Genomic DNA, 26,925 nt, shown 5'->3' with positions numbered 1-26,925 from the left:
ATATGATTTTAGGCAATTCTTGCTAGTAATTCAGTGAAATCAAGAGAGAGAAATTTCTCAGCTCCAACAGAAATAAATTTATGGGACCACCAGAAAAAGAACACTGCAATGAGTATGCCCATTTGAGAAGGCCTGATAAATTCTTTGATTTCTAATTTTTGTCGTCCATCCAACACAGCCAAAAATGGAACTACAGATGTTTTTTTCTTCACATCCTCAAATTCTTGCCCGAATTTGAGACTAAGTCTTCTATCACCATGCCAAATAGCAAATAAATGATGAGCGATTAATCCTAAGCAAGTTACAAGAGTAAAACTTGTGCCTATCCAAAGTAAATGCGCAAAACACCAAATAATTTGACCAATAGCCTGAGGATGGCGAGTGACTCTGATAATCCCAGTAGCATAGATTCTAACTTTGGGCCTCAAAACAGCTGGTATTTCTAAAAGGTTATACGTAGCTGGATATAGGAAAAGAAAACTTATTGCACTTAAAATCCAAATCATTGGAATTAATTCGCTAACTCCCTGAAAATTCCAAAATCTAACTCCGTCGTAACGATGAGCAATAAAATAACCAACCAAAATAACTGCTGAGGGAATACTTGCAAAAGCAAAAATCAATCTCCATGCTCTTGCACCAATTAAACCTTCTGCCCTCACCCTTAAAGCAGCGCCCCCACTATGAATAACGGCAAAACAAAACAAAAGTAACATCATCACACAACTCGAACCATGCGTATCTGAAAATGCCATTCGTCCTTTTAAAAGCCTCTCAAAAAATTATTAGATCCATACCGGATCAACAGTTGGTGTTGTTTTTCCCTACATTTTATTTTAATAACTGCCATGCAGGCCTGCCACCATGGCCGAAATTCCATTCACTCTTGACCAACTAAGAATCCTCAAAGCAATTGTTGATGAGGGAAGTTTTAAAAAAGCTGCCGACAGCCTGTTTGTTACTCAGCCAGCTGTTAGTTTGCAAGTGCAAAATTTAGAAAAACAATTAGAAATTGCCATATTTGATAGGGGTGGAAGAAAAGCTCAATTAACTGAAGCTGGAAAACTTCTTCTTAACTATTGCGAAAAAATTTTAGGAGAGTGCCAAGAGACTTGCAAAGCCATTGAAGACTTGAACAATCTCAAAGGTGGCTCTCTAATTATTGGAGCCAGCCAAACTACTGGTACTTACTTGATGCCAAGAATGATTGGGCATTTTAGACAAAAATATCCAGAGGTTTCTGTTCAACTTCAAATTCATAGCACTAGAAGGACAGGGTGGAGCGTTGCTAATGGCCAGATTGATATTGCTATTATTGGAGGCCAACTTCCATTAGAACTAAACGAATCATTACAAGTAATTCCTTTTGCAACTGACGAATTAGCTCTTGTTTTACCTCCTAATCATCCATTCGCAAAGTCAAAAGTACTTACAAAAGAAGATTTATATAGTCTGAGATTTATAACTTTAGACAATCAATCAACGACACGAAAAGTAGTTGATCAACTTCTATCTTCCTCGGGACTAGATGTGCAAAGATTACATATTGAAATGGAATTAAATTCTCTGGAAGCGATAAAAAATGCTGTTCAATCAGATCTTGGAGCCGCTTTTCTTCCAGTAGTTTCAATTGAAAGAGAACTTTCCGGAGGAAGCATCCACAGAGCCATTGTTGCGGATCTAGAAGTAAAAAGAGAACTAAAAGTAATCACTAATCCTGGGAGATATTCATCAAGGGCTGCAGAAGCCTTCACTAATGATATTCTGCCTTTATTTGCTAGTTCATTTTCACCATTATCTAATGATGAAATTTAAAATTGTATGGCCTCTTTATTAATACCAACAGCATCTTCTTCCGCTCCTTTAATTATAAATTTATTCTCGTTAACATCTGCTTGATAAACGCAACGAACAACTGGCTGATCCCGAATAGAACCAATATAAGCAAATGTATTCATTCTCTGTTTACACTCTCTAACATCATCGTTATTTATAGCTCCTTGCTTTTGCAAAACAGTCCAGTTTTCCCTTCTAATTACACAACCAGGTTGAAGAGCTGGTTGCGTAACAAAGCTTGTAGAAGGATTTAGAGTCGTATACATTTCAACATCAATTACAAAAGCACTAGCCCCGTATTGCCTACAAAAGTCTGGATCTGGAACTGCCATATCGAGCTGTTGCTGACTAGCGATATTTCCCTGACCACCTGAAGTTGTACTTGTTATGAGACTACCAATACCAACACCAACAACCAAAACTCCAGCCAAAATAGCAACTGAGTTAGAGTTTATTTTTATTCCACCACCACCGCCAGAAGGGCCAGAGGCATCAAATCTACTTCCTCTCTGTTCGTATTGATTTCTAAAATTCGAATCATTTCTGGGATTAAATTTATTACCTTCTTGTCTTCTCGCAAGATTTGATCTTCTACGAGATGGGGGACGGCGATTGTAGGGACCTTGATTCATAGTAATTCTTGAGTTCGAGGTAATCCCATGGAGTAATTCATAACCCTACTATCAGGGTTATAACTGAGTTCTCCATCTTTAAGCAACTTGCGAATAAAATCTTCAAGCAAGGATCCTATCTTTCGCAAGCTGTAATCACTCAATTCTTTATCGTCTTGAGAAGCAACCAGTTCCCGAAAATAATCTTGTACCTTTCTAATAGATTGATCTTCCCAAAGAAATTCATTATCAGGATCAATATCCAAAGTCAAATGACCATTATCCAAAATTAAATCTTCATTTTCTACTACTGCAGTAAAAATTCTTACGTGGCGTGTTGTGCACTTAAGGATAGTGTCGCTCATGAATTTAAAACAACAAACCGAAATTTATACTGCAAATTTAACGACCTTACCCCTTGTTGGGTGGTCTTACTTACTAAAGTTGTTAAATACTCTTTTATTTAAGTATGCGGGTAGCAATTGCTGGAGCCGGATTAGCAGGACTTTCATGTGCAAAATACTTAGCGGATGCAGGTCATACTCCATTCGTTTATGAAGCAAGAAACGTACTTGGTGGAAAAGTTGCTGCTTGGAAAGACGAAGATGGGGATTGGTACGAAACTGGTTTGCATATATTTTTTGGGGCATATCCAAACATGCTTCAGCTTTTTAAAGAGCTAGATATTGAAGATCGTCTTCAATGGAAAAGTCATTCTATGATTTTTAACCAACCTGAAGAACCGGGCACATATAGCCGTTTTGATTTCCCTGATTTGCCTGCTCCAATAAATGGAGTCGCAGCAATTTTAAGCAACAATGACATGCTTAGCTGGCCAGAAAAAATTTCATTTGGACTGGGGCTAATACCTGCTATGTTGCGTGGCCAAAATTACGTAGAAGATTGTGATAAGTACTCTTGGACCGAATGGCTAAAAAAACAAAATATTCCCGAAAGAGTAAACGACGAAGTTTTTATCGCAATGAGTAAAGCCCTCAATTTTATTGGCCCTGATGAAATTTCCTCAACAGTATTGTTAACTGCCTTAAACCGCTTTTTACAAGAAAAAAACGGATCTAAAATGGCATTCCTTGATGGAGCCCCACCAGAAAGACTTTGCCAACCAATGGTTGATCACATAAAAGCTTTAGGAGGCGATGTATTTCTAAATAGCCCACTTAAAAAAATCAATTTAAAAAGAGATGGCAGTGTTGAAAATTTCTTGATAGGTAGTGCTAAAGAATCTCACGGAAAAGAAATTGAAGCTGACGCATATGTCAGCGCAATGCCCGTAGATATTTTTAAAACAATTTTGCCAAGTGAGTGGGCTTCTAAAGATATCTTCAGAAAACTTGAAGGTCTGAAAGGAGTTCCAGTTATTAATATTCATCTTTGGTTCGATCGCAAACTGACCAATATTGACCACCTTTTATTTAGCAGATCTCCGCTCTTAAGCGTTTATGCAGACATGAGCATAACTTGTAAAGAATATGAAGATCCAAATCGATCCATGCTTGAATTAGTCTTTGCGCCTGCAAAAGACTGGATCAGTCGTAAAGATGAAGAAATCATCGATGCGACAATGAAAGAATTGGCTAAGCTTTTTCCTAGTCATTTCTTAGGGGAAGATAAAGCTAAGTTAAGAAAATATAAAGTGATAAAAACACCACAATCGGTCTACAAAGCAGTTCCTGGATGTCAAGATTTACGGCCTGATCAAAAGACTCCCATAAGCAACTTTTTCTTAACAGGTGATTATACAATGCAAAAATATCTTGCTTCCATGGAAGGGGCGGTGTTAAGTGGAAAACTATGTGCGGAAAAGATCGAATCTCAACTGACATAGGTTCTTATTAGTCTTAATGTATCAATAGCAATTTATTTAAACTTGCTACTCGAGAGATTAATGCAAACTAAAAAACTTACAAACTTTTAATTTTGGTGCAGCCTTCTGTGAATTTAGAGGATGCCTACGAGGCTTGCAGAAAAGAAACTGCACAATGGGCCAAGACCTTCTACCTTGGAACTATGTTGCTTCCCCCTGCCAAGCGCAGAGCAATATGGGCCATTTATGTATGGTGCCGTAGAACTGATGAGTTGATGGATAGCACTGAGGCTCAAAAAAAATCAAAAAATGAGTTATCAGATCGACTAAATAAATGGGAAGACAAAACAAAAAAGGTTTTTGCTGGTAAAACTGAAGATGATCTTGATGCAGTTTTAGCGGATACTCTTCAAAAATTCCCTCAATCTATTCAGCCCTATATCGATATGATTGAAGGCCAGAGAATGGATCTAGATACAACTAGATATAAAACCTTTGAAGAACTTAAACTCTATTGTTATCGAGTCGCTGGAACGGTTGGGTTAATGACACAAGGAGTAATAGGAATTGATGCTGCCTATACGTCCAATCCAAATAAACCATCACCAGATACTTCAAAAGCCGCTATTGCTTTAGGAATTGCGAATCAATTAACAAATATTCTTAGAGACGTGGGCGAAGATAGAGGAAGAGGTCGCATATATCTCCCTTTGGAGGATCTAGAAAAATTCAATTACTCAGAAGAAGATTTAATGCAAGGAAAAATCAATGAGAACTGGAAAGCTTTAATGTCTTTTCAATTAGCCAGAGCGAGAGATTGGTTCCAAAAGTCTGAAGAAGGAATAAAATGGCTGTCAATAGATGCAAGATGGCCCATATGGACATCTTTAAGGTTATATAGCGGAATACTAAAATCAATTGAAAAATTAGATTATGACGTATTCAATAATCGTGCTTATGTAAAGGGATGGGTGAAAGCAATAAACCTACCCATCTCTTATCTGATAACTATCAACGATGAAAAATATAAACTTAAAACACTAATTAATTGAATATCTACACAGGGGTTTTTTGATTAGCTAAAAGATCCTTCAATTTTGATAGTTCTCCAGCCCATCTTGGATCAGGAGCTTCTTTAATTGGTGCATCGCTATGTACAACTTTCTTAACATCTTTACGATTAGAACCTCTATTCCCGTTATTAGAACCTCCTCCTCTTCTTGAGTTGTTTGAATTGGAATCTTTACGTTCAGAACGCTCAACCCTCAATTGATTCCCATTAAATTCGTATCCATTTAATTTCTCAATAAGCTCATTTGCAATCTTCTCATCCTTAATATTTGCGAAACCAAATCCTCTACAAGCCTTGGTATCTCTGTCGAAAACAGCTTTAAATTTGATGCCATCACCTATAGTTGCTAGGAGGGCTTCAAGTTCTTTAACGTTGACATTCTGCGGCAAATTACCGATGTAAAGGCGGACGCTCATTTAGAAAAAGGGGATAAAATTGCTACGGCATACGGCCGAGATGAATTTGATTTGTGTGTAGTTAATCACATAGAGGGGGAATTCTCTAAGGTCCATTTACGAGCGACCTCCAAAGCCTCTTGATTTGTAAAGAATCGACCATAAGCTCTTTCCTTAGAAAGATGTCTCATAAGCTTTCCCAATAAAGGGCCATGGGGAATATCAAAGACTTTTTGAAGTAAATGCCCATCCAAAGGATAAGAAGGGTGAAAGAGAGGGTCAGAGAGGTCTTTCCAGCGTTTCAACCAAACGTTTCTATGTTTCTGATGCAAAAAAAGAATAAATGATGGCAAATCCTCTTCCAAATCAAGGTGAAGCTGAAACCTTTCATCCTCTGAAAGATTCTCCAAACCTAAGCAATTGGTTTTATTAACCCAAAATCTCAGGTTTTTGCATTTTTTAATTTGATTTTTACTAAATCTCAATCTTGACAAACCCTCATTGCTAAGTAGAGATATCAATTTTGCTAAAGGTTTTCCAAGTAAAAGCTCTTTAGATAAATTTTCTTGTTTTGTTATCACAAAAGAAGGGAGCTTAGCTTCATTCCAATCTCTCAATATTTGAAGTTCTAAATAAGTTTCCCAAACTTTAGGATTCCATTCTGAATTCACTATTTTTAAAATCTCCATTTTCATCCTTTCAGGCGCAACATTACTTAATTTATCTTTATTAGTTTTTAAAAACCTTTTGGTTTTTCCCTCTATCTCAAAATCCAACTCACACATCAATCGAAAACCTCTAAGAATTCTCAAAGGATCATCAATTAAGTTCTTTTCACTTATCGCAACAATTCTCTTATTTTTTAGATCATCTATTCCTCCTGTTGGATCAAATATCTCTGGCGTTTCTCTAATCATTAAAGCAATTGCATTAATTCTAAAATCACGTCTTAATAAATCATCTTCAAGAGTTGCTCCAACCTGTCCAGCAAAATCAAGAGTCCATCCATTAATAACTAACCGAGCAATATCCCTCTTTTGATCAAGCTTTATAAAAGTAGCATTAATTTTCTTTGATAAGTTTTCACTAAATTTAATAGCTTCTATTGGTATCACAAAATCCAACTCAGGTTTTTGACTCAATTTCTTCAACAATCCATCTCTAACAGATCCCCCCACCAAAGCACTTCCAGCAGGCAAATCGGCTATGGATATGGGCCAATCTTTTGGATTTAAATCTCCAAAAAGATCATTTGATAGTAATGTGTTCTTACTTATCAAAATGACACCTAGGTTTTATTTTTATAGCTATGTGCATCTGTGTTGATTGTGTTTGGGTAGATAGATGCAAGACCTACTTCACGGTTGAAGAGAATCACGGCGTCAAACACATTTCCAAAAATCCAGATTTTCAAGGCACTAATCCAAAAATTCATATCAATATTTTGGATATGCCTGAAAGCGAGATAGGAATTGAATGGGATGTCAGAGGTTGTGATAGTTTTCTATTAGACAAAGGGAAATGGAGCAGACTTCGTCCAGGAGAAGAAATACCAAAGTAACAACTATAATAAATCCATTGCAAGATATCCATAGTTCAAAATCAAAATATTTATTAGCTTTACATAGCTGCTCAGAATCCTTTGGAATTGCCATTAAAGATATTAAGAATCCAGAAAATATAATAAAAAGTGAAGTATTTCATATCGGACGCTCCTTATCAAACAAATTATTTAATTGTATAGAAAACATTCTACCTAGAAGTTTTTGGAAGCAAATAATTCGTATTTCAGTAGCAAAAGGACCTGGAAGTTTTACAAGCACAAGATTAACTATCTCAATGGCCAGAACACTTGCTCAGCAAATTAATTGTTCATTAGATTCACTTAGTACATTTCATTTAATGGCTCAAAGACTTTATAGAGATCTTGATCAAAATCAAATAAAAAATCCATTTTGGATAAAAGATTTTTTGCCACGAAGAGGCTTTGTAGCTGGACAATATAAACTAATTAAAATTCATCAAGAATCAAATTATCATGAATTCACTGAAATCATTCCCCCTAAATTGATAATCAATGAAAAAGAAATAAATCCTTCAATTAAAGCTTCTCACAATATTGAAAAAGATATTATTTCACTTATAGATTTTTCTCAGTATTGTCAAAATTCAAAAATTAACTCTCATTGGGGAGATACATTGCCAATTTATCCAACATCACCAATAGATAATAAATAAAAAATTTATAAGTTACAATATTTTCTTATTATAAATGAGAGATAGCCTGAGCTCAATTATTTATAATTAGGCCTTTATCAAGCATTGAATTTATAGCTATTTGAATTTCTTTAGTTGTTGATTTTAGATCTTCTCTTTTCCGTGTTTTAGGGGGTTGAATTAATTCACCAACTCTTAAATGAATAGATACAAGTCTAGGGAGAAAGGATCCTTTTGGAAAAGCTCTATGACTATTGACTATCGCCACAGGAAGGATAGGGCAACCTGTCCTTCCTGCAAGAAGAGCAGCTCCTGATTTAGGATCATTAACCCTTCCATTCTCTTGTCTAGTTCCATCCAAAAACACACCAGTGGCCCACCCTCTTTTTATTCGATTAGAGGCAGTTCTTAATGCTTCTCTATCCCCAGCACCCCTCTTAACTGGATAAGCCCCACAGGCTGAAATTATAGATGCCAAAATTGGTATTCTGAAAAGTTCAGACTTTGCCATAAAAGCTACTGGTCTGCCGAGGGCATGCCCCAATATTGGTGGATCCAAATGAGAACCATGATTAGAGACAACTACAACTCCGCCGGTCTTGGGTAAATTCGCAATCCCTATTGTTTGACCTCTAAACAAAAAACGAAAAATTGGAAAAACAAAGAGATAACTAACGCAACCATAAACAAAGCTCTGTCGAGGTATTGCTTGATTGATAGTTTCAAATCCCTCAACTATTTTTGATTGTTCCACAATCAATAGCCTAAATCACTTGCATTGGAGATTTGACTAGTCAGGACTCCTTTCATTGATCTTTTAGCAAGACCACTAAGTACATTTCCAGGTCCAATTTCAACCATTGTTGTTATTCCTTCTTTTTGCATAACATTCATAGTCTCTCTCCACCTAACCCCAGTAGTCATTTGTTTTTTCAGGCGTTCCTTTAAACTTCCACCATCTACAGTTGGAGTAGGATCAACATTACTAAGAACTGGTACCTGAGCATCTTGAAAAGTTAATTGATCAAGTTCCTCAGCAAAGCTTTGAGATGCTTCAGTCATAAATATGGAGTGAAAGGCCCCCGAAACTTGTAAAGGAATTGCTCTTTTACATTTTAAATTATCAGCCACTTTCTTCACCGCATCAGGTGAACCAGATAAAACAACTTGGGATTCACTATTGTCATTAGCTATTGCTGCCCCCTCAGTTTCTCTAATCAACTCATCTAATTCATCGCGATCAAAGCCCAAAACTGCAATCATTGCACCGCCTCCTGCAGCTGCCATTAATTCAGATCTTTTCTTTAATAGCCTCAACGCTTTCTCCGCATCTAAAACATCTGCTGAATAAAGACCAACTATCTCGCCGAGACTATGACCTGCAATTATTTGGGTCTCCCTTTCTTGTCTTTTTAAATCATCAACCAATAGTGACTCAACCACAAAAAGTGCAGGTTGCGTGTTTCTAGTATCGTTTAAATCATAAATTTCTTCGTTAGGAATATTCTCACCACAACAGATTTTCCAAAGATCTCGTCCAAGAATTTGAGAAGCTAATTCAAATCTTTCTCTCGAACCAGGCAAATCTACTAACGAATTTGCCATTCCTAATTTTTGAGAGCCTTGACCAGGAAAGACCCAGGCAATAGTCATAATTTCTTTGATTAATTGTTTAGCAGCCTAATGGGGACCATGCCAAAAAAACAACGCGGCTCCCCAACTCAAGCCAGCACCAAATCCACTACAAGCTATTAAATCTCCTGATTTGATCCTTCGATCTCTAACTGCCTCATCAAGCATCAATGGAATTGTTGCTGCGGAGGTATTGCCATAGTGTTTTAAATTTGAGAGTACTTTTTCAGACGGTATTGAAAATCTTGAAGCTACAGCATCGAGAATTCTTTGATTAGCCTGGTGTAACAAGAGCCAATCTATACTTTCAGGCTTTATTTGATATTTATCTAAAAGTTCTCCAAGAATAATTGGAACTTCTTTCACTGCAAACTTATAAACCTCTTTCCCCTCCATTTTGATCGGTAAATATTCCCCTTTTTGATGTTTAGCTCCTTGAACTAAATCTAAAAAAATATTTGATTGAAAGAGATTTAAACAACCTCCTTTACTGCCGTCAGACTTTAAATCATATCCAATTAAACCATCATGATTATCAGTGGTTTCAATAGCTACTGCTCCTGCTCCATCTCCAAACAAAACGCAAGTTTTTCTGTCATCCCAATCTACCCATTTTGACAATTGGTCTGCTCCAATAACAACAGCTCTTTTCATAGACCCAGAAGCTAAATATTGTGATGCAGTTACCAAAGCAAATAAAAAACCGCTACAAGCAGCAGTTAAATCAAAAGCGACTGCATTGGAGGCTTTCAAATTTGATTGAATTTTAGGGGCAGAGCCAAATAAATCTTCTGGAGTAGATGTTGCAAGAATTATCAAATCAATAGTTTTCACATCCCAATTAGCCATCTTTACAGCATTCAGAGCTGCATCTGTGGCTAAATCAATCAGAGATTCATTCTCTCCAATAACTCTTCTTTCTCCAATTCCAGTTCTACTTTGAATCCATTCATCATTAGTATCTACTCTCTGGCCAAGTTGATTATTGTTGATTATCTTTTTAGGCGTGGAGCTTCCGCACCCCACAAAAGATATTCCTGAGTCACATTTAGAGTTCCTATTCAAATCTAAAAAAAACCTTCATTTCATAAGTCAATCACATGGTAGGACAGGACAGTTCTTATCAGACCTTTAAGACATCTGTTTTATTGAGATTAGCTAAATCATCCATTACCCCATGACTTGCAGCAGAATGAACAACTCTTAAAGCACTTAAAACAGATAAAGCTTTGCTTCCACCATGGCCAATTACACAAATTCCATTTATTCCAAGAAGTAACGCTCCACCATGTTCAGCATGATCTAAACGTTTCTTAATACGTTTCAAATTATTTCTTAAAAAAGCAGAACCAACTTTACCCCGTCTACCTCTAGGCAACTCAGCCCTCAAAACTCCCAAAAGAACACTACCAACTGACTCTAAAAATTTCAGCAAAACGTTTCCTGTAAATCCATCACAAACCACAACATCAAAATCACCTGATAAGACATCTCTTCCTTCGCAATTTCCAGAAAAGCAAAAACGTTCTTCGGCACTTAAAAGTTTATAAGTTTCTAGAGAAAGATCATTCCCTTTACAAGATTCTTCTCCAATATTTAATAATCCTATTCTTGGCTTTGCGACCTGCAAAACATCTCGACAATAAATGTTTCCCAAAAGAGCAAATTGATGCAAATACGTTGGTTTACAGTCCATATTTGCCCCAACATCTAAAACCAATACTGGTTGACCAGGATCTTTTGTTGGGAATAATGCTCCAATTGCTGGACGATCAATTCCTTTTAAACGTCCCAACTTGAATATCGCTGAGGCCATCATTGCTCCGGAGTTCCCAGCTGAATAGACACCCATAGCTTTTCCTTCTTTAACTAATTTCATTGCAATATTTATGCTCGAATCCTTTTTTTTGCGCACTGCAGTGGCTTCTTCATCCATGCCAACTGACAGACCACTGGGAATTAATTCAAAATTGCCATTATCTAATGCTCTCTCTAAAGATTCTTCTAAGCCAAATTCAATCGCTGCTTTTTGTACTTTCTCAATTTCACCTACAAATTTAATTTTTAATGGAAGCAATGACAAAGCTTTCAAACACCCTTCAAGTATCGCTCCAGGTGCAAGATCTCCTCCCATTCCATCGACAGCGACCCAAACCCTTTCGGAATCTTGAATTTCATTTTTATCTTCTGTACTTTCTCCAACTTGAAGTCTTCTAAGAGGATCAAATACGAATGGCTCTAGTGTACTTCTAGCTATAGATCCAGCGCTTGTAACAACAGAACCAGCATTAGAAACAACTGTTCCAGCTACATTAGTTGCTGCCGTAGCTGAGCTTGTTGCGGTGTCAACAAGACTAGTAACAGCCGAATTTCGACGGTACCAAATCACCAATCGCCTAATTGCCTTAGAGCGATTTAATTTATTATTGTGGTGATTTTTTTCCACTGATTTATGAGCCTTCAGGAATCATTGAATCAACAATTCTTTGAAAAAGATAACCTGTTCCTCTTGCAGTAAGAATTAGTTCCGGATTAGCTGGATCATCCTCAAGTTTTGATCTTAGTCTAGAAATATGTACATCAACCACTCTCGTATCAACATGTCTTTCAGGTGTATATCCCCAAACTTCTTTCAAAATCTCCCCTCTGCTAAAAGGTTCACCTGAGCGACTAACCAAAAGTTCTAAAAGACTAAATTCCATTCCTGTTAATCTAATTCGTTCATCATTTCTGTAAACCTGACGTTTATTTGTATCAATCTTTAAATTCATAACAGCAATAACTCCGGAATTAGGCAGTCCTGCTATTTGTTCTTTTTCAACTCTTCTTAAAACACATCTGATCCTTGCTTCCAATTCTTTTGGGCTAAATGGTTTAACAACGTAATCATCAGCACCAAGCTCTAAACCAGTAATTCTGTCTGCAACATCTCCCAATGCTGTCAACATTACTATTGGAACATCTGATTCCTTTCTTAATTCCTGACAAACTCCATATCCATCTAATTTAGGCATCATGACATCAAGGACAACCAAATCAGGCTCACAATTTCTAAAGAGATCCAGTGCCTCGTTTCCATCACAAGCCGTAACGACTTGATAGCCAATCATTGATAGACGAGTTTCTAGGATTCTCCTAATACTCGCCTCATCATCAGCTACGAGGATGGTTTCCTTTGAGGGGCTTGTGGCCGTCATTTCTTCCTTAGTTTTGGCGGCTGTCACAAGATCTTAAGTGAAGGTTCACCAACAATAAAGATCACTATCTTTATTCAACTACAGCCAACTTCCTTTTTACAACTAAGTGTCTCGATCTGTCTCTATTTATATCTGTCAAAGTTGCGGTGCTCAAAGCAGGCAATTCTTTGGCCGCTGCAACAATTGTGGGGAATGGAACTCAATAATAGAAGAAAAAATTAATCAAAAATCTGCAAAATCTATTTACACAAAGATTAATTCTCCCAAAGAGAAAGCTCCCTTTCGTTCAGAGCTGATAAGTCAAACAAAAGACCAAATCATTGATCGGATTCCAAGTGGATATGATGAGTTAGACAGAGTACTAGGAGGCGGTTTAGTACCTGGATCACTTGTATTGATTGGGGGAGACCCAGGTATTGGAAAAAGCACTCTCATTTTGCAAAGTGCTACTAAAATCGCACACCATAGATCTGTTCTTTATGTGGCTGCTGAAGAATCTGCTCAACAAGTCAAACTTAGATGGAATCGTATAGAAAACTCTGAGTCCAATCTTCATTTACTTGCAGAAACGGATCTAGAGTCAGTAATAAAAGAGCTTAATTGTTTAAAACCTGAAGTCGCAGTTATTGATAGCATTCAAGCCTTACATGATCAGAGTTTATCAAGCTCACCTGGCTCAGTTGCTCAAGTTAGAGAATGTTCAGCAGCTTTACAGCAAATTGCGAAACGAGAAAACATATCTCTTTTAATTATTGGGCACGTTACTAAGGATGGCATGCTTGCCGGACCAAAAGTGCTTGAGCATCTTGTTGATGCAGTACTTACTTTTGAGGGCGATAGATTTGCTTCTCACAGACTACTTAGAGGGGTAAAAAATCGGTTTGGTGCAACTTGTGAGCTTGGTGTTTTTGAAATGCAAGCAGATGGATTATCGGAAGTCTCTAATCCAAGCGAACTATTCTTGAGCAAAATCTCTGCCCCTGGCATTTCTACAATTGTCACTTGCGAGGGGACAAGGCCACTAGCCATAGATATACAAGCACTTTTAAATCCCACTAGTTATGCAAGTCCCAGAAGAACTACCACGGGTATTGAGATAAACAGGCTTCATCAAATCTTGGCAGTTCTAGAAAAAAATATGAATCTCTCACTCTCAAAATATGACTGTTATTTAGCTGTTGCTGGAGGATTAGACGTAGAAGAGCCAGGCGCTGATCTTGGAATAGCAGCAGCAATAGTTTCGAGTTTTAAGGATCTTGAGCTTGCAGAAGGTGTGGTTTTTATAGGTGAAATAGGTCTAGCTGGTCAATTAAGATTGGTCAGACAAATGCAACAACGAATTAATGAGGTCATCAGACTTGGATATAAAACATTAATCATCCCAAATGGAATAGATACAAGTCATATTGAATCAAATAAAAAATTGAAAATATTAAAAGCCTCTAATATAAATCAAGCTTTAATCTATGCTTTAAATAATGTTTAATTTGGGGTTTTGTTGTTTTATAAATAAACATCAACATTTCCTCTCCCTGTAGTCTTAAGCCAATTCTCTATATCTAAATATCCACCTGGATAGAGTCGCACAGCTTTACTCCAAACTTCAGCTGCCTGATCAAACCAAATATCACCTTCATCTTGATTTCCATTCCTTTGAGCCATTCTGCCTCTTTTTTCATAAATTAATCCCATATTTTTCAAACAAGAAGGCTGTTTTGGATTTTGCCCTAAAGCTTTTTTATATGTATCTAGTGCCCTCTCTTCATCTCCATTACTCATGTAAATAATTGCCATGTTTTTCAATGTCTCTCCTCTATCAACTTGATTATCCTCAAGTTTTAAGCTTTCTTCGTAATACTCAAGAGCCTCTGAATAATCACCATCATTTTGTGCTGCTAAGCCTTTTCTGTAATACAGATAGGCCTCTTTTTCTTTAGAGGCAATTGGCATCACTTTCACTATTCCCTCAGCCATCTTCGTAAAGGCCTTATCAAGAAAATTGTCTTTGTTTTGACTTCGTGGCACGGATTGAACCAATTTCAATAAACATATTCTATCGTGCTTGGAAATAGAAAAAATGGATTTATAAAATGTAACTAATTATATGTATTAATAAATTATTAAATAAATGCAACATGCTATTTATTTATTAAATTTAGAATAAGTATCATGTATTTATATTCCCTTGAGCAACAAAAAAATTGCACAAAGCAAAAATTCAATTTTGCTTGATGTAGATGGGATGAAATGCGGAAGTTGTGTACAGGCAGTCGAAAAAATCCTTAAAAGCGACCCAAACATAAGTAATGCAAGCGTTAATTTAGTTACAAAAACAGCTTTTGTAGAACTTAAAGAACTAAATAATTCCTTAAATGATGTAATAAGAACTCTTTCATCTAAGGGTTTTCCTGCTAAGGAAAGAGATTACCAAACGATTTCAAACAATATTGAATTAGAAAAAAACGACAATCAAACTTTATGGAATAAGTGGCAACAACTAATCATAGCTACTGCACTTCTCATTCTATCTGGATTGGGACATTTAGTAGAGGGGCAACAAATATCCATGCCCCTGATTGGTTCATTACCTTTTCATGCAGCACTCGCGACATTTGCTTTACTGGGCCCAGGCAAGGGAATCTTAAAAGCAGGTTTCCAGGCGGCTCTTAATCTTACGCCGACCATGGATACCTTGGTTAGTCTTGGAGTACTGAGTGCGTACTTAGCAAGTATAACTGCTTTAATTTGGCCAAAAGTTGGTTGGCCATGTTTTTTCAATGAGCCGGTAATGCTACTTGGATTTGTTTTATTAGGACGTTTTTTAGAAGAAAGAGCTCGAGTAAAGACAGGTACAGCATTAAAAGAATTAGCCAAGTTACAGCCAGACATAGCCAACCTGGTATTAGATAACAATGAAACCCGTGAGATAAGAATAGGCGCTCTAAGGCCAGGAGAAAAAATTCAATTATTAGCAGGAGATAGAATCCCTGTTGATGGTTTAGTTGTAAAGGGAAATTCGGCAGTAGATATCTCCAGTCTGACTGGTGAATCCTTACCATTAGAGGCATCTCCTGGTGTCGAGCTCCCATCTGGAAGCTTAAATTTAGAATCAACTATTATTTTAGAAGTACAAAAAATAGGTTCTGATACTGCAATAGCAAAGATTATAAATTTAGTTGAAGAAGCCCAAGCAAGAAAAGCTCCAATTCAAGGATTAGCAGACAAGGTTGCAGGAATTTTTTGCTATGCAGTGACAACTCTCTCCTTTTTTACTTTTCTTTTTTGGTGGAAGATAGGGACAAGAATATGGCCAGAAGTTTTAGAAGTCTCTAATCAAGGTTTCATGCAAAGTCATCATTTGCATGATCATTTAATGAATACAACGCAAACACCAATTGGTCTCTCATTTCAATTATCAATAGCAGTTTTAGTTGTTGCCTGTCCATGTGCTCTAGGTCTTGCTACGCCAACAGTAATAACTGTTGCCTCTGGGGAAGCTGCAAAAAGAGGTTGGCTTTTCAAGGGCGGAGATGTGATAGAAATGGCATCAAAAATCAGCCAGATCGTTTTTGATAAAACAGGAACACTGACAATTGGAAGGCCTTTAATTGTTGGCTCATGGGAAAACCAAGATTCATCTAGGGATGAGATGCTCAAATTAGCCGCAAGCATTGAGCAAGATAGTCGACACCCTCTCGCACAAGCAATTATTCAAGAAGCACATAAAAAAGAAATTAAATTAGAGAAAGTCACTTCCTCAACTACATTTGCAGGGAAAGGCTTATCAGGCAAACTTAATAATTTAGAGGGATTGATTAGAGTCGGAACGCCAGAATGGATAAGGAGTGAGGGAGTTCAATGGAATGAAATAATTGAACAACATTTTATGCATTCAAAAAGAAAATCTCAGTCAGTAGTTGCAGTTGCTCTGGAGAGTAGATTATTAGGTTTTTTCTTAATAGATGATCAATTAAGAAAAGATGCTTTACTTTCAATTAACAAATTACGCTCAAAAGGTTTTTCATTGAGTTTATTCAGTGGTGATAGAGATTCAGCAGTTTTATCTCTAGGGAAAAAATTAGGCTTTAATTCAAAACAAATTGAATGGCAAATGTTACCTTCAGGCAAACTTAATAAGTTAAATGAACTAAAGAAAAATGGCTTAGTTGCAATGGTTGGTGATGGAATCAATGATGCTCCAGCTCTTGCTTCCGCAGACTTAGGAGTAGCAATAGGAACAGGAACTCAAATAGCTCAGGATTCTGCTGATCTTGTTTTACTCGGAGACAATTTGGAGGCTCTACCCAATGCTTTGCAACTTTCGAGACAAGCAATGCTCAAAATAAGACAAAATCTTGCGTGGGCATTTGGATACAACTTAATTGCTTTACCCATAGCCGCAGGATTACTTCTCCCATCATCAGGCTTATTACTATCACCTCCCTTGGCAGCTTTACTAATGGCTTTGAGTTCAATAAGTGTTGTATTTAATGCCATTTCATTAAAGTCAAAATGAAAGGAAAGTTTATTGTTTTTGAGGGTATTGATGGCTCTGGCAAAACCACTCAAATCAATCAATTATCAAAATGGCTTCTTGAGACTGATCTGATTCCTGAAAATAATCAATTAGTTATCACTAGAGAGCCAGGAGGGACTAAACTAGGAAAGTCTTTAAGATCACTTTTATTAGATACCTCTAAAGAATACAGCCCGGATTCAATTACAGAGCTCTTACTTTATGCCGCAGATAGAGCTCAACACATCAACGAAATTATTCGCCCATCTTTAAAAAAAGGGGATTGGGTAATAAGCGATAGATTTTGTGGATCCACACTTGCTTATCAAGGTTATGGTAGAAAATTAAATATCAAGTTAATCAAAGACCTAGAAATCATTGCTACTCAAGATATTTCTCCAGACATTACATTCCTACTAGATATACCTGTGGAAGAGAGTATCAAAAGAAGAATAAATATAGAAGATGATCGAATGGAAAAAGAAGGCAAAGAGTTTTTATCCAATGTCTCTTTTGGCTTTAAGGCTTTATGTGAAGAAAAAAAATGGAAACGCATATCTGCTATGGATTCCAAAAAAGAAATTTTATACAAGATAAAATCGGAGATAAACAAGTTGTCAAAAAGCAAATAAAATGGATAACTTTAAAACTATATATGGACAAGATTTAGCAATTGAAATTTTAAAGTCCGCCGTCTCTAAAAGACATATTGCTCCTGCTTATTTATTTGCTGGACCAGAGGGAGTTGGAAGAAAAAAAACTGCAAAAGTTTTTATTAATACTCTTCTTGATAAGAGTTTTGATAAAGGGAGTACAAAAAGAAAAATAGAAAGTAATAATCATCCTGACTTATTATGGATAGAACCATCTTATATAGTGCAAGGTAAAACTATTTCACAAACAAAAGCAAAGTCCGAAAATATAAGCATCAAATCGCCACCACAAATTAGGCTTAATCAAATTAAAGATATAATCGAATTCCTAGGGAAAAAGCCATTCGGAGCAGAAAGAAGCATTGTTTTAATTGAAGATGTTGAGCGAATAAATGAGTCTGCATCAAATGCATTATTAAAAACTCTTGAAGATACAAATACAGGATTATTTATTCTTATCACTCAAAGACCAGAGAAATTATTATCAACTATTAGATCTAGATGTCAAATAGTCCCATTTGAACGCCTAAATGATAATCACGTTAATAAAATCATTCAGCAATCAGAATTTGCACGAGAAATAGATAATATTCCAAATGAAGAAATTAAGGAACTAATCGATTTTTCATATGGATCTCCTGGACGGTATCTAATAAATCTCCAATATTGGTTAGAAATTTCAAGTCCGTTAAGACAAAAACTAGAAATCAGGTTAAATAATCAAATTAAATTACTAACATTAGCGAAAGAAATCACTGATGAACTTAATATAGAGCAGCAATTATGGTTAATTGATTTCGAACAAAATAGAATGTGGATAAAACAAAAAGACTCAAATGCTATAAAAAAACTCGAAGAACTGAGAAAACAATTATTAAATTACGTACAACCCAGACTTGCTTGGGAAGTAGCATTAATAGAAATTAATTTGATTGATTAAGCAATCACTTTTTCATCAGTATTCTCTTTAACAGCAATAGCTTCTCTAGCTTGAATGATTAAAGGCTGAATTTCTTTTATTTTTTCTCCAGTTGGTAATTCCAAGCAATATCCAGCACCATAAACAGTTTTAATGAATCTTGGTTTTCTAGGGTCAGGTTCAAGCTTGGTTCTTAAATGTCTTACATGCACACGTATGGTTTCAATATCATCATCAGGCTCATAACCCCAAACTTCTTTAAGAATTAATGAAGGTGCAACTGTCTGCCCATGTCTTTGCATCAAACAATGGAGCAATTCAAATTCTAGATGAGTCAAACGTACTGGTGATTCGAACCAGATCGCCTCAAATCTCTCAGGAACAAGTGTGAGAGGACCGTAATTGAGTATTTCTTGCTGATTATTACTTCCCATTGGAGCACGATTTGTCCTCCTTAATAATGCCTTGATCCTGACTTGTAATTCCTCTAAGTCAAATGGCTTAGTGATGTAATCATCTGCACCAGAATTGAAGCCAGTGACTTTGTCTTTTATGCCCCCCAGCGCTGTGATCATGAGAATAGGAATACCCGCTGTTCTCTCATCTCTTCTTAAACGTTGACAGAGAGTTAATCCATCAACTTTGGGAAGCATTAAATCAAGAAGAATTAGATCAGGAGCGTATTGCAAAGCGAGTGCTTGTCCCTTGATACCATCCTCAGCTTTTTGGACATCAAAACCAGTGTGCTCAAGGTGCCCTGCAACCAGATCTCTCATATCTTGGTCGTCTTCAATAAGTAAAATGCAAGGCTTCATTGATAAATGACCAAGTTAAAAGTACCCGCAAGAGCGATTACTAAATTTTCATATGATTCTCTCAAAATTTTGTTTTTATTGCAGAATTCGGAAAATTCGTTTTTCCATACCTCAATCGCGCAAATCATATGCCATGACTTGTTTTTTAGGCTTGAAAAGGAGAAAAATAAATTAACTGTCTTTAGAAAGTCTTCCGATTCCAGGGGTCTACTGTTAAGGAATTCTCAAAACTGGATGAAAAAATGTTCATAAATAAATCAATGAGATTTGTTTTCATCTTACAAATCAAGAAATATTTGTTTTTCAGTTCATCAACTAGAAAAATCTAATTTTAAAGGTTAAACAAATTTAAATTTGTTTTTTAAACTCCCCGGGCGGGATTCGAACCTGCGACCAATCGGTTAACAGCCGATCGCTCTACCGCTGAGCTACCGAGGATTGCAACATTAAGAATTTAGCCTTGCCGGCTACCTAACGGCAAGTGATTTTAATTCTTGGAACACTTTTGAACCAGAATCCCATTTACTCATACATCCATTTTTAACTATTGCGGCCCCATCACAAAATAATAATTCCTCCAAGCGATGAGTCACCCATATTGCCGTTATTGGTTCCGTTGAGGAACTTGTCAACTTCTGCACAACCTTCAAAACTGAATTTTGACTTTGAGGATCCAGTAGCGCTGTCGGCTCATCAAGTAAAAGTAAATTTGAATTGCTGACAATTGAACTAGCAAGAGCTAATCGCTGCTTTTGGCCACCACTCAAGGTATGAATTGGTCTGTCCAACATTTCTCCTAAATCCACTTTTTCAAGAGCAGATTGAATCAAATCAAATAATTTGCTATGTGGAATGGTTTTAGGAACGCTCAGCATTAATTCACTTTTGCATGTTGGCATGAGCAATTGATGATCTGGATTTTGGTACACCATTGATGGTCTAAGCGAACAGTATATTTTTCCACTTTTAGGGCGAATTACCCCACTGATCAAGCGAAACAATGTACTTTTACCGCTCCCATTTTCACCCACTATCATCCACAAACCAGGTTTTACAATTGAGAAAGACAATTGATCAATAACATTGACTCCATAGGGCCAAGAAAAAGAAACTTTATCGAATTCCAAGTGACCAGACAAAGTTGATTTCAAAATTTAAAACCCCCTATTTTTTAATCCTGGAATGAGAATCCAGGCCTCTTACTGGAGCTGCTACTGGTCTTTTCATAAATCTGAACAGCTGATATTTCACTCACAAGAACAGTAATTCTTTTATCTTCGACTTTTTCACAAGTCAATTCTAAAAGGCTTTGATTGCCTTTTTTTATCGAATCAATTACTTCAGAATAAAGTCTCTGAGCATCTCCATGCTCTTTTCTTTGTACCACCAAAGGCAAAGGACTTAATTTAATAGTAAGCTCAATACAATACACTAGTTTTTTAAAACCTAATAACCATTTAATTCTTACAAACAAATGCAGAAGAAGTGAAAAATATCAGAATAATAATATTTTATTTAATCATTACATGTAAAAAGATCCCAATCATTGGTTTTCTTAATTAGGTTGCAATTAGTTTGATTTTTATCGTTAAAACTTTTTATTTGTTTTTGAGCATACCAGCTTAAGCTTGGACGCTCGAAGCTATTTCGAATATATATTGGTTGATCAGGAAAGCTAGATAGGAATTCAGCTACTGGTCTTACATCCCAATTCTCATTTATTTCCCATAACCAAAATTTAGAGCTCACAAAAAAGAATAAAGTAATAATACTTCCAACAATTATTCCAACAAAACCAACTTTTCTAATATTTCTTCTTGAATTAGATAATAATAATCCTCCCGTACACCAACCCAAACTTATATAAAAAATTATATTGAAGTAATCCTCTCCAAAATTCAGAATATTGAATTTAATTAATAAAGAAAAAACAATTAAGCATAATCCAATCAAAGTTAATACGTACGGAATCTTACTTAATATTTTTTTAGCAAAAAGATAATCATTACCTTTCCTTTCAATTAACCAAGAGACTGGGGGGCCACATATTAAAGCGAAAGGTAACCAAAACGGATGTATATACCAAGGAAGTTGCATTTTCAAGGGTAAAATACTTCCGGCAATAATGATCTGAGTACTAAAAGCCCACACTCCCCAACGAGTATTGAGACTAAAGCATGCCCATAAAAAACCAATTGGCCATACAAGAATCCAAGGCCAACCCCCTTCAAGTATTTCAATTATTGGCACCAAAAATCCCAGATCACTTCCTGATCCTTTTTCAAATAAAACCCTTCCTGCTCCATCTCCCCACCAGAGCCAGAGAGCTCCTGCCCCATAGGAAAAGATATTCCATAAGTGCCAAGCAAACCCTGGAATTAGTCCATAAAAGAACCAGGCCCATGAAAGATTATTAAAATGTTTTTGTGATTTATATTCCCAGATTAAAGGTAATAAAGATGCAAATAATGCAGGGATAATTACAGGAGCTTTAAGTAAAAGTATAAAACTACAGGCAAACCCAGCGCCTAAAAAATTAAATTTAGTCGACTTATTATTTTTTATAGATGATAAGCAAAACCATAAAAGTGCAATAGCACTAAGCTGCGTTCCATCCAACATTGCCATTCGCCCATATCTAATAATGGGCAATAATGTCAATAAAATTGCTGATGTAGTAATGCAAGCAATTCGATCTTTAGGACGCAAATTCCACTGAATCAAGGCTCCCAATGGAACAACAAATGTAGAAAAAAGTGCCGGAAAAAATCTTATACAAAATTCAGAGGGTAATAATTTAAAATTATTTTGGAGATTTCGACTAACTCCAATCGCAAAAGATATCATCCAATGCAAGCCAGGTGGTTTGTTCAAGTAAGGCCGGTCCCAGATAGAGGGAAGCAAACGTTCTAGTCCACTTTTTTGGTTTAATTCCAATGCAACTCTTGCGACAGTTGCTTCATCGAAATCTCTTAAAGGCAAATTTCCCAAAGAAACAAAAGCTATTCCACAAGCTATGGTCCAAAAAAGAAAAATCCATACACTTGGAGGCCGATAATTGTGGGCTTTGCTCTCGGTCAATCTCAAAAAAATATTCCACCTATTTATATCTCTAAAAGACCAATAAAGCTTTTGAATAACAAATTTTCAAGCATTATTAAAAAAGACTTGAATTATTAAATAACTTTTGCCACGTAACTGATCCCTGTTTCTAAAATAAAATTATGCCAATTGCAAATGACATAACTTCTTTAGTTGGCCAAACACCCTTGGTCAAATTGAATCGATTACCAGGTGAATTTAATTGTAGGGCTGAAATCGTAGCTAAATTAGAAAGTTTTAACCCAACAGCATCCGTAAAAGACCGCATAGCTGGCGCAATGGTTAAATCAGCAGAAAAAGAAGGCACCATAAAACCTGGCCATACCGTTCTAATCGAACCAACAAGCGGAAACACAGGAATTGCCTTGGCTATGGTCGCAGCAGCAAAGGGTTATCGGCTGATACTTACAATGCCTGACACAATGAGTACTGAACGACGCTCAATGTTGAGAGCATTTGGAGCAGAACTTCAACTCACTCCTGGCAAAGAGGGAATTCAAGGAGCTATTAATTTAGCGAAGGAATTAGTTGCCTCAATACCTAATGCATATTTGCTGCAGCAATTCGACAATTTGTCCAATCCTGATATTCATGAGAAAACTACCGCTGAAGAAATTTGGGAAGATTGTGAAGGCAAGCTTGATGCATTAATTGCTGGAGTGGGAACAGGAGGAACAATCACAGGTTGTGCGCGATTTTTAAAACAACAAAATCCAAAAATCAAGGTTTTTGCTGTTGAACCATCTTCAAGCCCTGTGCTCTCAGGAGGAAATCCTGGATCTCATGCGATACAAGGAATTGGTGCTGGTTTCATCCCTAATGTATTAGATATGAATCAAATTGATGAAGTCATAAGAATCAATGACAATGAAGCAATGGACATAGGAAGAAGACTTGCCAAGGAAGAAGGATTGCTTAGTGGTGTCAGCAGTGGTGCTGCAGTAGCCGCAGCTTTAAAGCTAGGAAATCAACCTGAATTTAGGAACAAGCGCTTAGTTGTTATCCTTCCTAGTTTTGGAGAAAGATATTTGTCAACCACTATGTTTACTTCCATCCCCGCAAACCCAGTTAAAGGGAATGAGTACCTCTAAAAAAGAAAGAATCATTTAAGAATGAACAAAGACCCATATCAAATATTAAAAGTTCATCCCAGCGCAAAACTAGAAGAGATAAAAAAAGCATATAGAAAACTTGTTAAAATACATCATCCTGATAAAGGAGGAGATTCAGCAGTAATGCTCGAAGTCAACTCAGCATGGGAAATATTAAAGAAACAACACAAAGATCATCATTTAAATAAAATTAATAATTCAAAAGTTTACAAACAAAATGAACACAAAAGAGAAACTAATAAATACTCTAAATCTGAAGATATAAAAAAATGGTTCCATAATATATACCTACCTATTGATAAGTTATTAGGGCAAATAATTAATCCTTTAAGTTCAAAAATAAAAGATTTATCAGCTGATCCTTATGATCAGATATTAATGGATTCCTTCTGCCTTTATCTTGAAGAAAGTAAAAACAAAATCACTAAGATTAAAAAAATTTATACATCTTTAGCTAGCCCCTCAATCATAAGGGATTTCAGTTTAGATCTCTATCATTGCTTATCACATGTTGAGGATGGTCTAAATGAATTAGAACGCTATACATTGGGTTATGTAGACAATTACCTCCATGATGGAAAAGCAATGATTGCTATTGCTAAGAGAAAAAGGAAATTTTTACAAAGCAATAAAAAAGAATGGCTTATCTTATAGTCTAAATCTTTATTCGTTTATTCATATGAGACTACATGATCAGAATTTATCCAAACATCAGGGACTGGTCTTCTCCACCTAACTTGACAGTAATCACCTTTAATCAATAATACTTCTCCAGGCCCTTGAAAAATATATTCAGGTAATTCAGTATCACTAGCTTCAGATTCTAAGCTACTAGAATATTTTTCACGATCAACTTTTACGAGATCTCCTTTTCTGAGTTTCTTTTTTATCTTTGAAGGTGATTGTGAATCATCTACTTTTCCGGTTTGTTCAGACATGTTCAATAATTAATAAAAAAGACTAACGACTTAATTCAACTAATCAAATGAAGAATAGCAGTTAAAGCAAAATGATAAAAATCAAGTCATTAATTAATTGCAAATTCCATAACGCAAATATTCTTGATCGATCAACACCATAAGTTAATCAAAATCCCTCTAAGCTGATTCAATCTAATTAGAGAAATCATGAAATTACTACTTACTGGATGCACTGGTTTTATCGGGAGAGAATTAATTCCTTTACTAATTAGAGAAGGGCACGACCTCACAGTCATATCCAGGCAACCCAAAGCAAATCTAAAAGCCATAGCTAAAGACCAACTCATCAATGTCATACAAATGAATCCAGCAGAGTCTTCGTCTTGGGATAAAGAAGAAATTCAGACTTGCCTTAAAAGCTGCGAAGGGGTGATCAATCTCGCTGGCGAACCTATAGCTGAAAAAAGATGGACAACCGATCACTGTCAAGAAATTACTAATAGTCGCATAGAAACAACAAAAAATCTGATTAAAAACCTTCGAAATCTTAGAAAGCCCCCAAAAGTTCTTATTAATGCATCGGCAATTGGTTTTTATGGTTCACATCCTCAAACTGAATTCAATGAAGACAATATTCAAGGTAACGATTTTCTAGCAAATCTCTGTAAAGAATGGGAATCTAATGCCCAAAGCAAACCAAGAGCGACTCGCCTTCTAATTGTAAGAATTGGCATCGTATTAGCCAAAGATGGCGGAGCACTAGGAAAAATGCTTCCTGTTTTTAGAGCAGGTCTTGGAGGTCCTATAGGAGATGGAAAACAATGGATGAGCTGGATACACAGAACAGATCTTTGTAATCTGATTAACGAAGGTGTAAAGAATTCTGCTTGGTCTGGGGTTGTAAATGGGGTTGCACCAAATCCTGTACGAATGAATGAATTCTCAAATTCACTTGGTCAAGCACTTGGCAGACCAAGTCTTCTAGCAGTGCCGGGTCCGATATTGAAGTTGATTTTAGGTGATGGCGCTCGTGTCGTTTTAGAGGGACAAAACGTCAAACCTCAAAGGTTGAAAAAACTCAAATTTAAATTCAGTTTCCCCACAATAAATGAGGCTTTTAAAGCAATATAAGCTCAAAAATTATTTGATGAAATCTAAATAGAAATCAAAGATCTAACCAATTTTTGATTTTAAGTAATGTTTTCCAATTAGGTTTCCGTGAAAGACCATCTTCAAATGATTCTTTTAATTCTTTCTCTAATTCAGGAAGAACGAACATAGCCCTTTTCACATAATCAATATGATCTCTAACTCCTTTAGAATTAGTCTCTAACAATGCGATACTTAAATTTATTCTTGACTGTGGATCTTGACCGTTAAGTTTCACTGCATATCGCGCAGACCGCAAGGCTTCCTGAGGCGAATCAGATAACAACTGAAGCCAAGACAAGCATGTCCATGCAGCAGCATTATTTGGAGTAGTAGAAGTTATTTTCTGAAAATCTTCAATCAATTCATCAGCTGGTGAGCCTGCTTTATAGCGATTTAGAGCCTCTTCGAAAAGACTTTCCTCTGATTGATCCATGTTAATTTTTAAATTCTTTTAGTTAAAGTTAAACTGCAAATGAACTTCCACAGCCACAAGTTTGTGATGCATTGGGATTAGTAAAGTTAAAGCCTCCTCCAATTAAATCTGTACTGAAATCTAACTGCATGCCATATATATACAAAAGACTCTTGGGATCACAAATCACTTTAAAAGAGCCGCCACCTACTGAATATTCATAAACTTCATCATCTTTTTGAATATCATCAGCGGACACAAAGTCCATTGTGTAACTCATACCACTGCATCCTCCTGAACGCACTCCAACTCTCAATAGTTTTCCTGAACCTTGTTCTTTGCAAAGTTTAGCCAACTGATCCAATGCAGGAGTGGTAATAAGCACGCCCTTGCCATCTTGAGCTTTATGAGTTTCGGGCGGTGCGATTGATTCAGTCATTGTTTTTTCTGAACTTTGATAACACTCTATTAATTATATTCGATTTTAAAAGTGCCAAAAACGAGTTTTTATTCATAGAGTTAGTGTATCCATCTAATTA

30 protein-coding genes and 1 tRNA gene are annotated in these 26,925 nt (G+C 36.3%); 12 read left to right on the top strand and 19 right to left on the bottom strand.

Annotated features, from left to right (window positions below; genetic code table 11):
• Positions 1-8: 8 nt before the first annotated feature.
• Positions 9-755: an NnrU family protein gene (locus tag AC6EI2_RS09160; protein WP_498462039.1), complete on the bottom strand. Its 747-nt coding sequence runs from the start codon at positions 753-755 to the stop codon at positions 9-11.
• Between the two features lie 109 nt (positions 756-864).
• Here AC6EI2_RS09160 and AC6EI2_RS09155 point away from each other — a divergent pair, with 109 nt between their 5' ends.
• Positions 865-1,815 carry a LysR family transcriptional regulator gene (locus tag AC6EI2_RS09155; protein ID WP_498462038.1) on the top strand — a complete coding sequence of 317 codons (951 nt, stop codon included), beginning with the start codon at positions 865-867 and terminating at the stop codon, positions 1,813-1,815.
• On the opposite strand, the gene AC6EI2_RS09150 is transcribed toward AC6EI2_RS09155, so the two are convergent.
• Together AC6EI2_RS09150 and ndhM are read right to left on the bottom strand one after the other, a co-directional pair.
• Positions 1,812-2,468, bottom strand: a complete 657-nt coding sequence (locus tag AC6EI2_RS09150; protein WP_498462037.1) for a DUF3172 domain-containing protein — start codon at positions 2,466-2,468, stop codon at positions 1,812-1,814. The two genes, AC6EI2_RS09155 and AC6EI2_RS09150, sit on opposite strands and share 4 nt — an antisense overlap.
• Complete coding sequence (gene ndhM, locus AC6EI2_RS09145) at positions 2,465-2,812, bottom strand: NAD(P)H-quinone oxidoreductase subunit M (protein WP_498462036.1); 348 nt, start codon at positions 2,810-2,812, stop codon at positions 2,465-2,467. The genes AC6EI2_RS09150 and ndhM overlap by 4 nt, the downstream gene beginning before the upstream one ends.
• A gap of 104 nt (positions 2,813-2,916) precedes the next feature.
• Here ndhM and pds point away from each other — a divergent pair, with 104 nt between their 5' ends.
• Both pds and AC6EI2_RS09135 read left to right on the top strand, forming a co-directional pair.
• Positions 2,917-4,293, top strand: coding sequence for a 15-cis-phytoene desaturase (gene pds, locus AC6EI2_RS09140; RefSeq protein ID WP_498462035.1), 1,377 nt, complete (start codon positions 2,917-2,919; stop codon positions 4,291-4,293).
• Between the two features lie 92 nt (positions 4,294-4,385).
• Positions 4,386-5,324, top strand: a complete 939-nt coding sequence (locus tag AC6EI2_RS09135) for a phytoene synthase (protein WP_498462034.1) — start codon at positions 4,386-4,388, stop codon at positions 5,322-5,324.
• Positions 5,325-5,328: 4 nt separating this feature from the next.
• Here AC6EI2_RS09135 and AC6EI2_RS09130 read toward each other — a convergent pair whose 3' ends face one another.
• Both AC6EI2_RS09130 and AC6EI2_RS09125 read right to left on the bottom strand, forming a co-directional pair.
• The gene (locus tag AC6EI2_RS09130) at positions 5,329-5,760 is read right to left on the bottom strand and encodes an RNA recognition motif domain-containing protein (RefSeq protein WP_498462033.1); all 432 of its coding nucleotides are present in this window, start codon (positions 5,758-5,760) and stop codon (positions 5,329-5,331) included.
• 65 nt (positions 5,761-5,825) lie between these two features.
• Entirely contained in the window at positions 5,826-7,019 is a 1,194-nt protein-coding gene (locus AC6EI2_RS09125; RefSeq protein ID WP_498462032.1) for a tRNA nucleotidyltransferase/poly(A) polymerase-related protein, read from the bottom strand.
• Positions 7,020-7,048: 29 nt separating this feature from the next.
• Between AC6EI2_RS09125 and AC6EI2_RS09120 the strand changes: the two genes are divergently transcribed.
• Both AC6EI2_RS09120 and tsaB read left to right on the top strand, forming a co-directional pair.
• A complete protein-coding gene (locus AC6EI2_RS09120; protein ID WP_498462031.1) occupies positions 7,049-7,300 on the top strand; it encodes a Ycf34 family protein in 252 nt (83 codons plus the stop codon).
• Positions 7,261-7,977: a tRNA (adenosine(37)-N6)-threonylcarbamoyltransferase complex dimerization subunit type 1 TsaB gene (gene tsaB / locus AC6EI2_RS09115; RefSeq protein WP_498462030.1), complete on the top strand. Its 717-nt coding sequence runs from the start codon at positions 7,261-7,263 to the stop codon at positions 7,975-7,977. Before AC6EI2_RS09120 ends, tsaB begins: the two co-directional genes overlap by 40 nt.
• 52 nt (positions 7,978-8,029) lie before the next feature.
• Here tsaB and AC6EI2_RS09110 read toward each other — a convergent pair whose 3' ends face one another.
• Genes AC6EI2_RS09110 through rpaB form a run of 5 tightly spaced genes read right to left on the bottom strand, consistent with a single transcriptional unit; the run spans position 8,030 to position 12,785 of the window.
• A complete protein-coding gene (locus AC6EI2_RS09110) occupies positions 8,030-8,710 on the bottom strand; it encodes a lysophospholipid acyltransferase family protein (RefSeq protein WP_498462029.1) in 681 nt (226 codons plus the stop codon).
• A gap of 2 nt (positions 8,711-8,712) precedes the next feature.
• A complete protein-coding gene (fabD, locus tag AC6EI2_RS09105) occupies positions 8,713-9,609 on the bottom strand; it encodes an ACP S-malonyltransferase (protein WP_498462028.1) in 897 nt (298 codons plus the stop codon).
• A 27-nt stretch (positions 9,610-9,636) separates the two neighbouring features.
• Positions 9,637-10,653 (bottom strand): beta-ketoacyl-ACP synthase III, encoded by a 1,017-nt coding sequence (locus AC6EI2_RS09100; RefSeq protein ID WP_498462027.1) that lies wholly within the window; start codon positions 10,651-10,653, stop codon positions 9,637-9,639.
• A gap of 58 nt (positions 10,654-10,711) precedes the next feature.
• On the bottom strand, positions 10,712-12,034 hold the full coding sequence (gene plsX, locus AC6EI2_RS09095; protein ID WP_498462026.1) for a phosphate acyltransferase PlsX: 1,323 nt from the start codon (positions 12,032-12,034) through the stop codon (positions 10,712-10,714).
• A 4-nt stretch (positions 12,035-12,038) separates the two neighbouring features.
• Complete coding sequence (gene rpaB / locus AC6EI2_RS09090) at positions 12,039-12,785, bottom strand: response regulator transcription factor RpaB (protein ID WP_011294133.1); 747 nt, start codon at positions 12,783-12,785, stop codon at positions 12,039-12,041.
• Positions 12,786-12,891: 106 nt separating this feature from the next.
• Between rpaB and radA the strand changes: the two genes are divergently transcribed.
• Positions 12,892-14,271 (top strand): DNA repair protein RadA, encoded by a 1,380-nt coding sequence (gene radA, locus AC6EI2_RS09085; protein ID WP_498462025.1) that lies wholly within the window; start codon positions 12,892-12,894, stop codon positions 14,269-14,271.
• Positions 14,272-14,288: 17 nt separating this feature from the next.
• Here the strand turns inward: radA and AC6EI2_RS09080 are convergent, their stop codons facing one another.
• A complete protein-coding gene (locus AC6EI2_RS09080) occupies positions 14,289-14,810 on the bottom strand; it encodes a photosystem I assembly protein Ycf3 (RefSeq protein ID WP_498462024.1) in 522 nt (173 codons plus the stop codon).
• A 160-nt stretch (positions 14,811-14,970) separates the two neighbouring features.
• On the opposite strand from AC6EI2_RS09080, the gene AC6EI2_RS09075 reads away from it, so the two are divergent.
• Genes AC6EI2_RS09075 through AC6EI2_RS09065 form a run of 3 tightly spaced genes read left to right on the top strand, consistent with a single transcriptional unit; the run spans position 14,971 to position 18,894 of the window.
• Complete coding sequence (locus AC6EI2_RS09075; protein ID WP_498462023.1) at positions 14,971-17,301, top strand: heavy metal translocating P-type ATPase; 2,331 nt, start codon at positions 14,971-14,973, stop codon at positions 17,299-17,301.
• The gene (gene tmk, locus AC6EI2_RS09070) at positions 17,298-17,933 is read left to right on the top strand and encodes a dTMP kinase (protein WP_498462022.1); all 636 of its coding nucleotides are present in this window, start codon (positions 17,298-17,300) and stop codon (positions 17,931-17,933) included. The genes AC6EI2_RS09075 and tmk overlap by 4 nt, the downstream gene beginning before the upstream one ends.
• Before the next feature lies 1 nt (position 17,934).
• Positions 17,935-18,894 (top strand): DNA polymerase III subunit delta', encoded by a 960-nt coding sequence (locus AC6EI2_RS09065; protein ID WP_498462021.1) that lies wholly within the window; start codon positions 17,935-17,937, stop codon positions 18,892-18,894.
• Here AC6EI2_RS09065 and AC6EI2_RS09060 read toward each other — a convergent pair.
• The 5 genes from AC6EI2_RS09060 to AC6EI2_RS09040 form a co-directional block, all read right to left on the bottom strand.
• Positions 18,891-19,688: a response regulator transcription factor gene (locus AC6EI2_RS09060; protein ID WP_498462020.1), complete on the bottom strand. Its 798-nt coding sequence runs from the start codon at positions 19,686-19,688 to the stop codon at positions 18,891-18,893. The genes AC6EI2_RS09065 and AC6EI2_RS09060 overlap by 4 nt on opposite strands.
• Before the next feature lie 366 nt (positions 19,689-20,054).
• Positions 20,055-20,126, bottom strand: a tRNA-Asn gene (locus AC6EI2_RS09055).
• A 29-nt stretch (positions 20,127-20,155) separates the two neighbouring features.
• Positions 20,156-20,839: an ABC transporter ATP-binding protein gene (locus AC6EI2_RS09050; protein ID WP_498462019.1), complete on the bottom strand. Its 684-nt coding sequence runs from the start codon at positions 20,837-20,839 to the stop codon at positions 20,156-20,158.
• Positions 20,840-20,859: 20 nt separating this feature from the next.
• Complete coding sequence (locus AC6EI2_RS09045) at positions 20,860-21,120, bottom strand: UPF0367 protein family (RefSeq protein ID WP_498462018.1); 261 nt, start codon at positions 21,118-21,120, stop codon at positions 20,860-20,862.
• Between the two features lie 83 nt (positions 21,121-21,203).
• Complete coding sequence (locus AC6EI2_RS09040) at positions 21,204-22,769, bottom strand: ArnT family glycosyltransferase (protein WP_498462017.1); 1,566 nt, start codon at positions 22,767-22,769, stop codon at positions 21,204-21,206.
• Between the two features lie 143 nt (positions 22,770-22,912).
• Here AC6EI2_RS09040 and cysK point away from each other — a divergent pair, with 143 nt between their 5' ends.
• The gene (cysK, locus tag AC6EI2_RS09035; protein WP_498462016.1) at positions 22,913-23,881 is read left to right on the top strand and encodes a cysteine synthase A; all 969 of its coding nucleotides are present in this window, start codon (positions 22,913-22,915) and stop codon (positions 23,879-23,881) included.
• A gap of 21 nt (positions 23,882-23,902) precedes the next feature.
• A complete protein-coding gene (locus AC6EI2_RS09030) occupies positions 23,903-24,556 on the top strand; it encodes a J domain-containing protein (protein WP_498462015.1) in 654 nt (217 codons plus the stop codon).
• 17 nt (positions 24,557-24,573) lie between these two features.
• On the opposite strand, the gene AC6EI2_RS09025 is transcribed toward AC6EI2_RS09030, so the two are convergent.
• Positions 24,574-24,840 carry an NAD(P)H-quinone oxidoreductase subunit O gene (locus AC6EI2_RS09025; protein WP_498462014.1) on the bottom strand — a complete coding sequence of 89 codons (267 nt, stop codon included), beginning with the start codon at positions 24,838-24,840 and terminating at the stop codon, positions 24,574-24,576.
• A gap of 189 nt (positions 24,841-25,029) precedes the next feature.
• Here AC6EI2_RS09025 and AC6EI2_RS09020 point away from each other — a divergent pair, with 189 nt between their 5' ends.
• Positions 25,030-25,953 (top strand): TIGR01777 family oxidoreductase, encoded by a 924-nt coding sequence (locus AC6EI2_RS09020; RefSeq protein ID WP_498462013.1) that lies wholly within the window; start codon positions 25,030-25,032, stop codon positions 25,951-25,953.
• 34 nt (positions 25,954-25,987) lie between these two features.
• Here AC6EI2_RS09020 and AC6EI2_RS09015 read toward each other — a convergent pair whose 3' ends face one another.
• Both AC6EI2_RS09015 and AC6EI2_RS09010 read right to left on the bottom strand, forming a co-directional pair.
• Complete coding sequence (locus AC6EI2_RS09015) at positions 25,988-26,407, bottom strand: tetratricopeptide repeat protein (protein ID WP_498462012.1); 420 nt, start codon at positions 26,405-26,407, stop codon at positions 25,988-25,990.
• Positions 26,408-26,435: 28 nt separating this feature from the next.
• On the bottom strand, positions 26,436-26,825 hold the full coding sequence (locus tag AC6EI2_RS09010; RefSeq protein WP_498462011.1) for a HesB/IscA family protein: 390 nt from the start codon (positions 26,823-26,825) through the stop codon (positions 26,436-26,438).
• Positions 26,826-26,925: the final 100 nt, after the last annotated feature.

This window comes from Prochlorococcus sp. MIT2302 (genome assembly GCF_059772385.1).
This window is presented reverse-complemented; position numbering and strand designations above follow the sequence as displayed.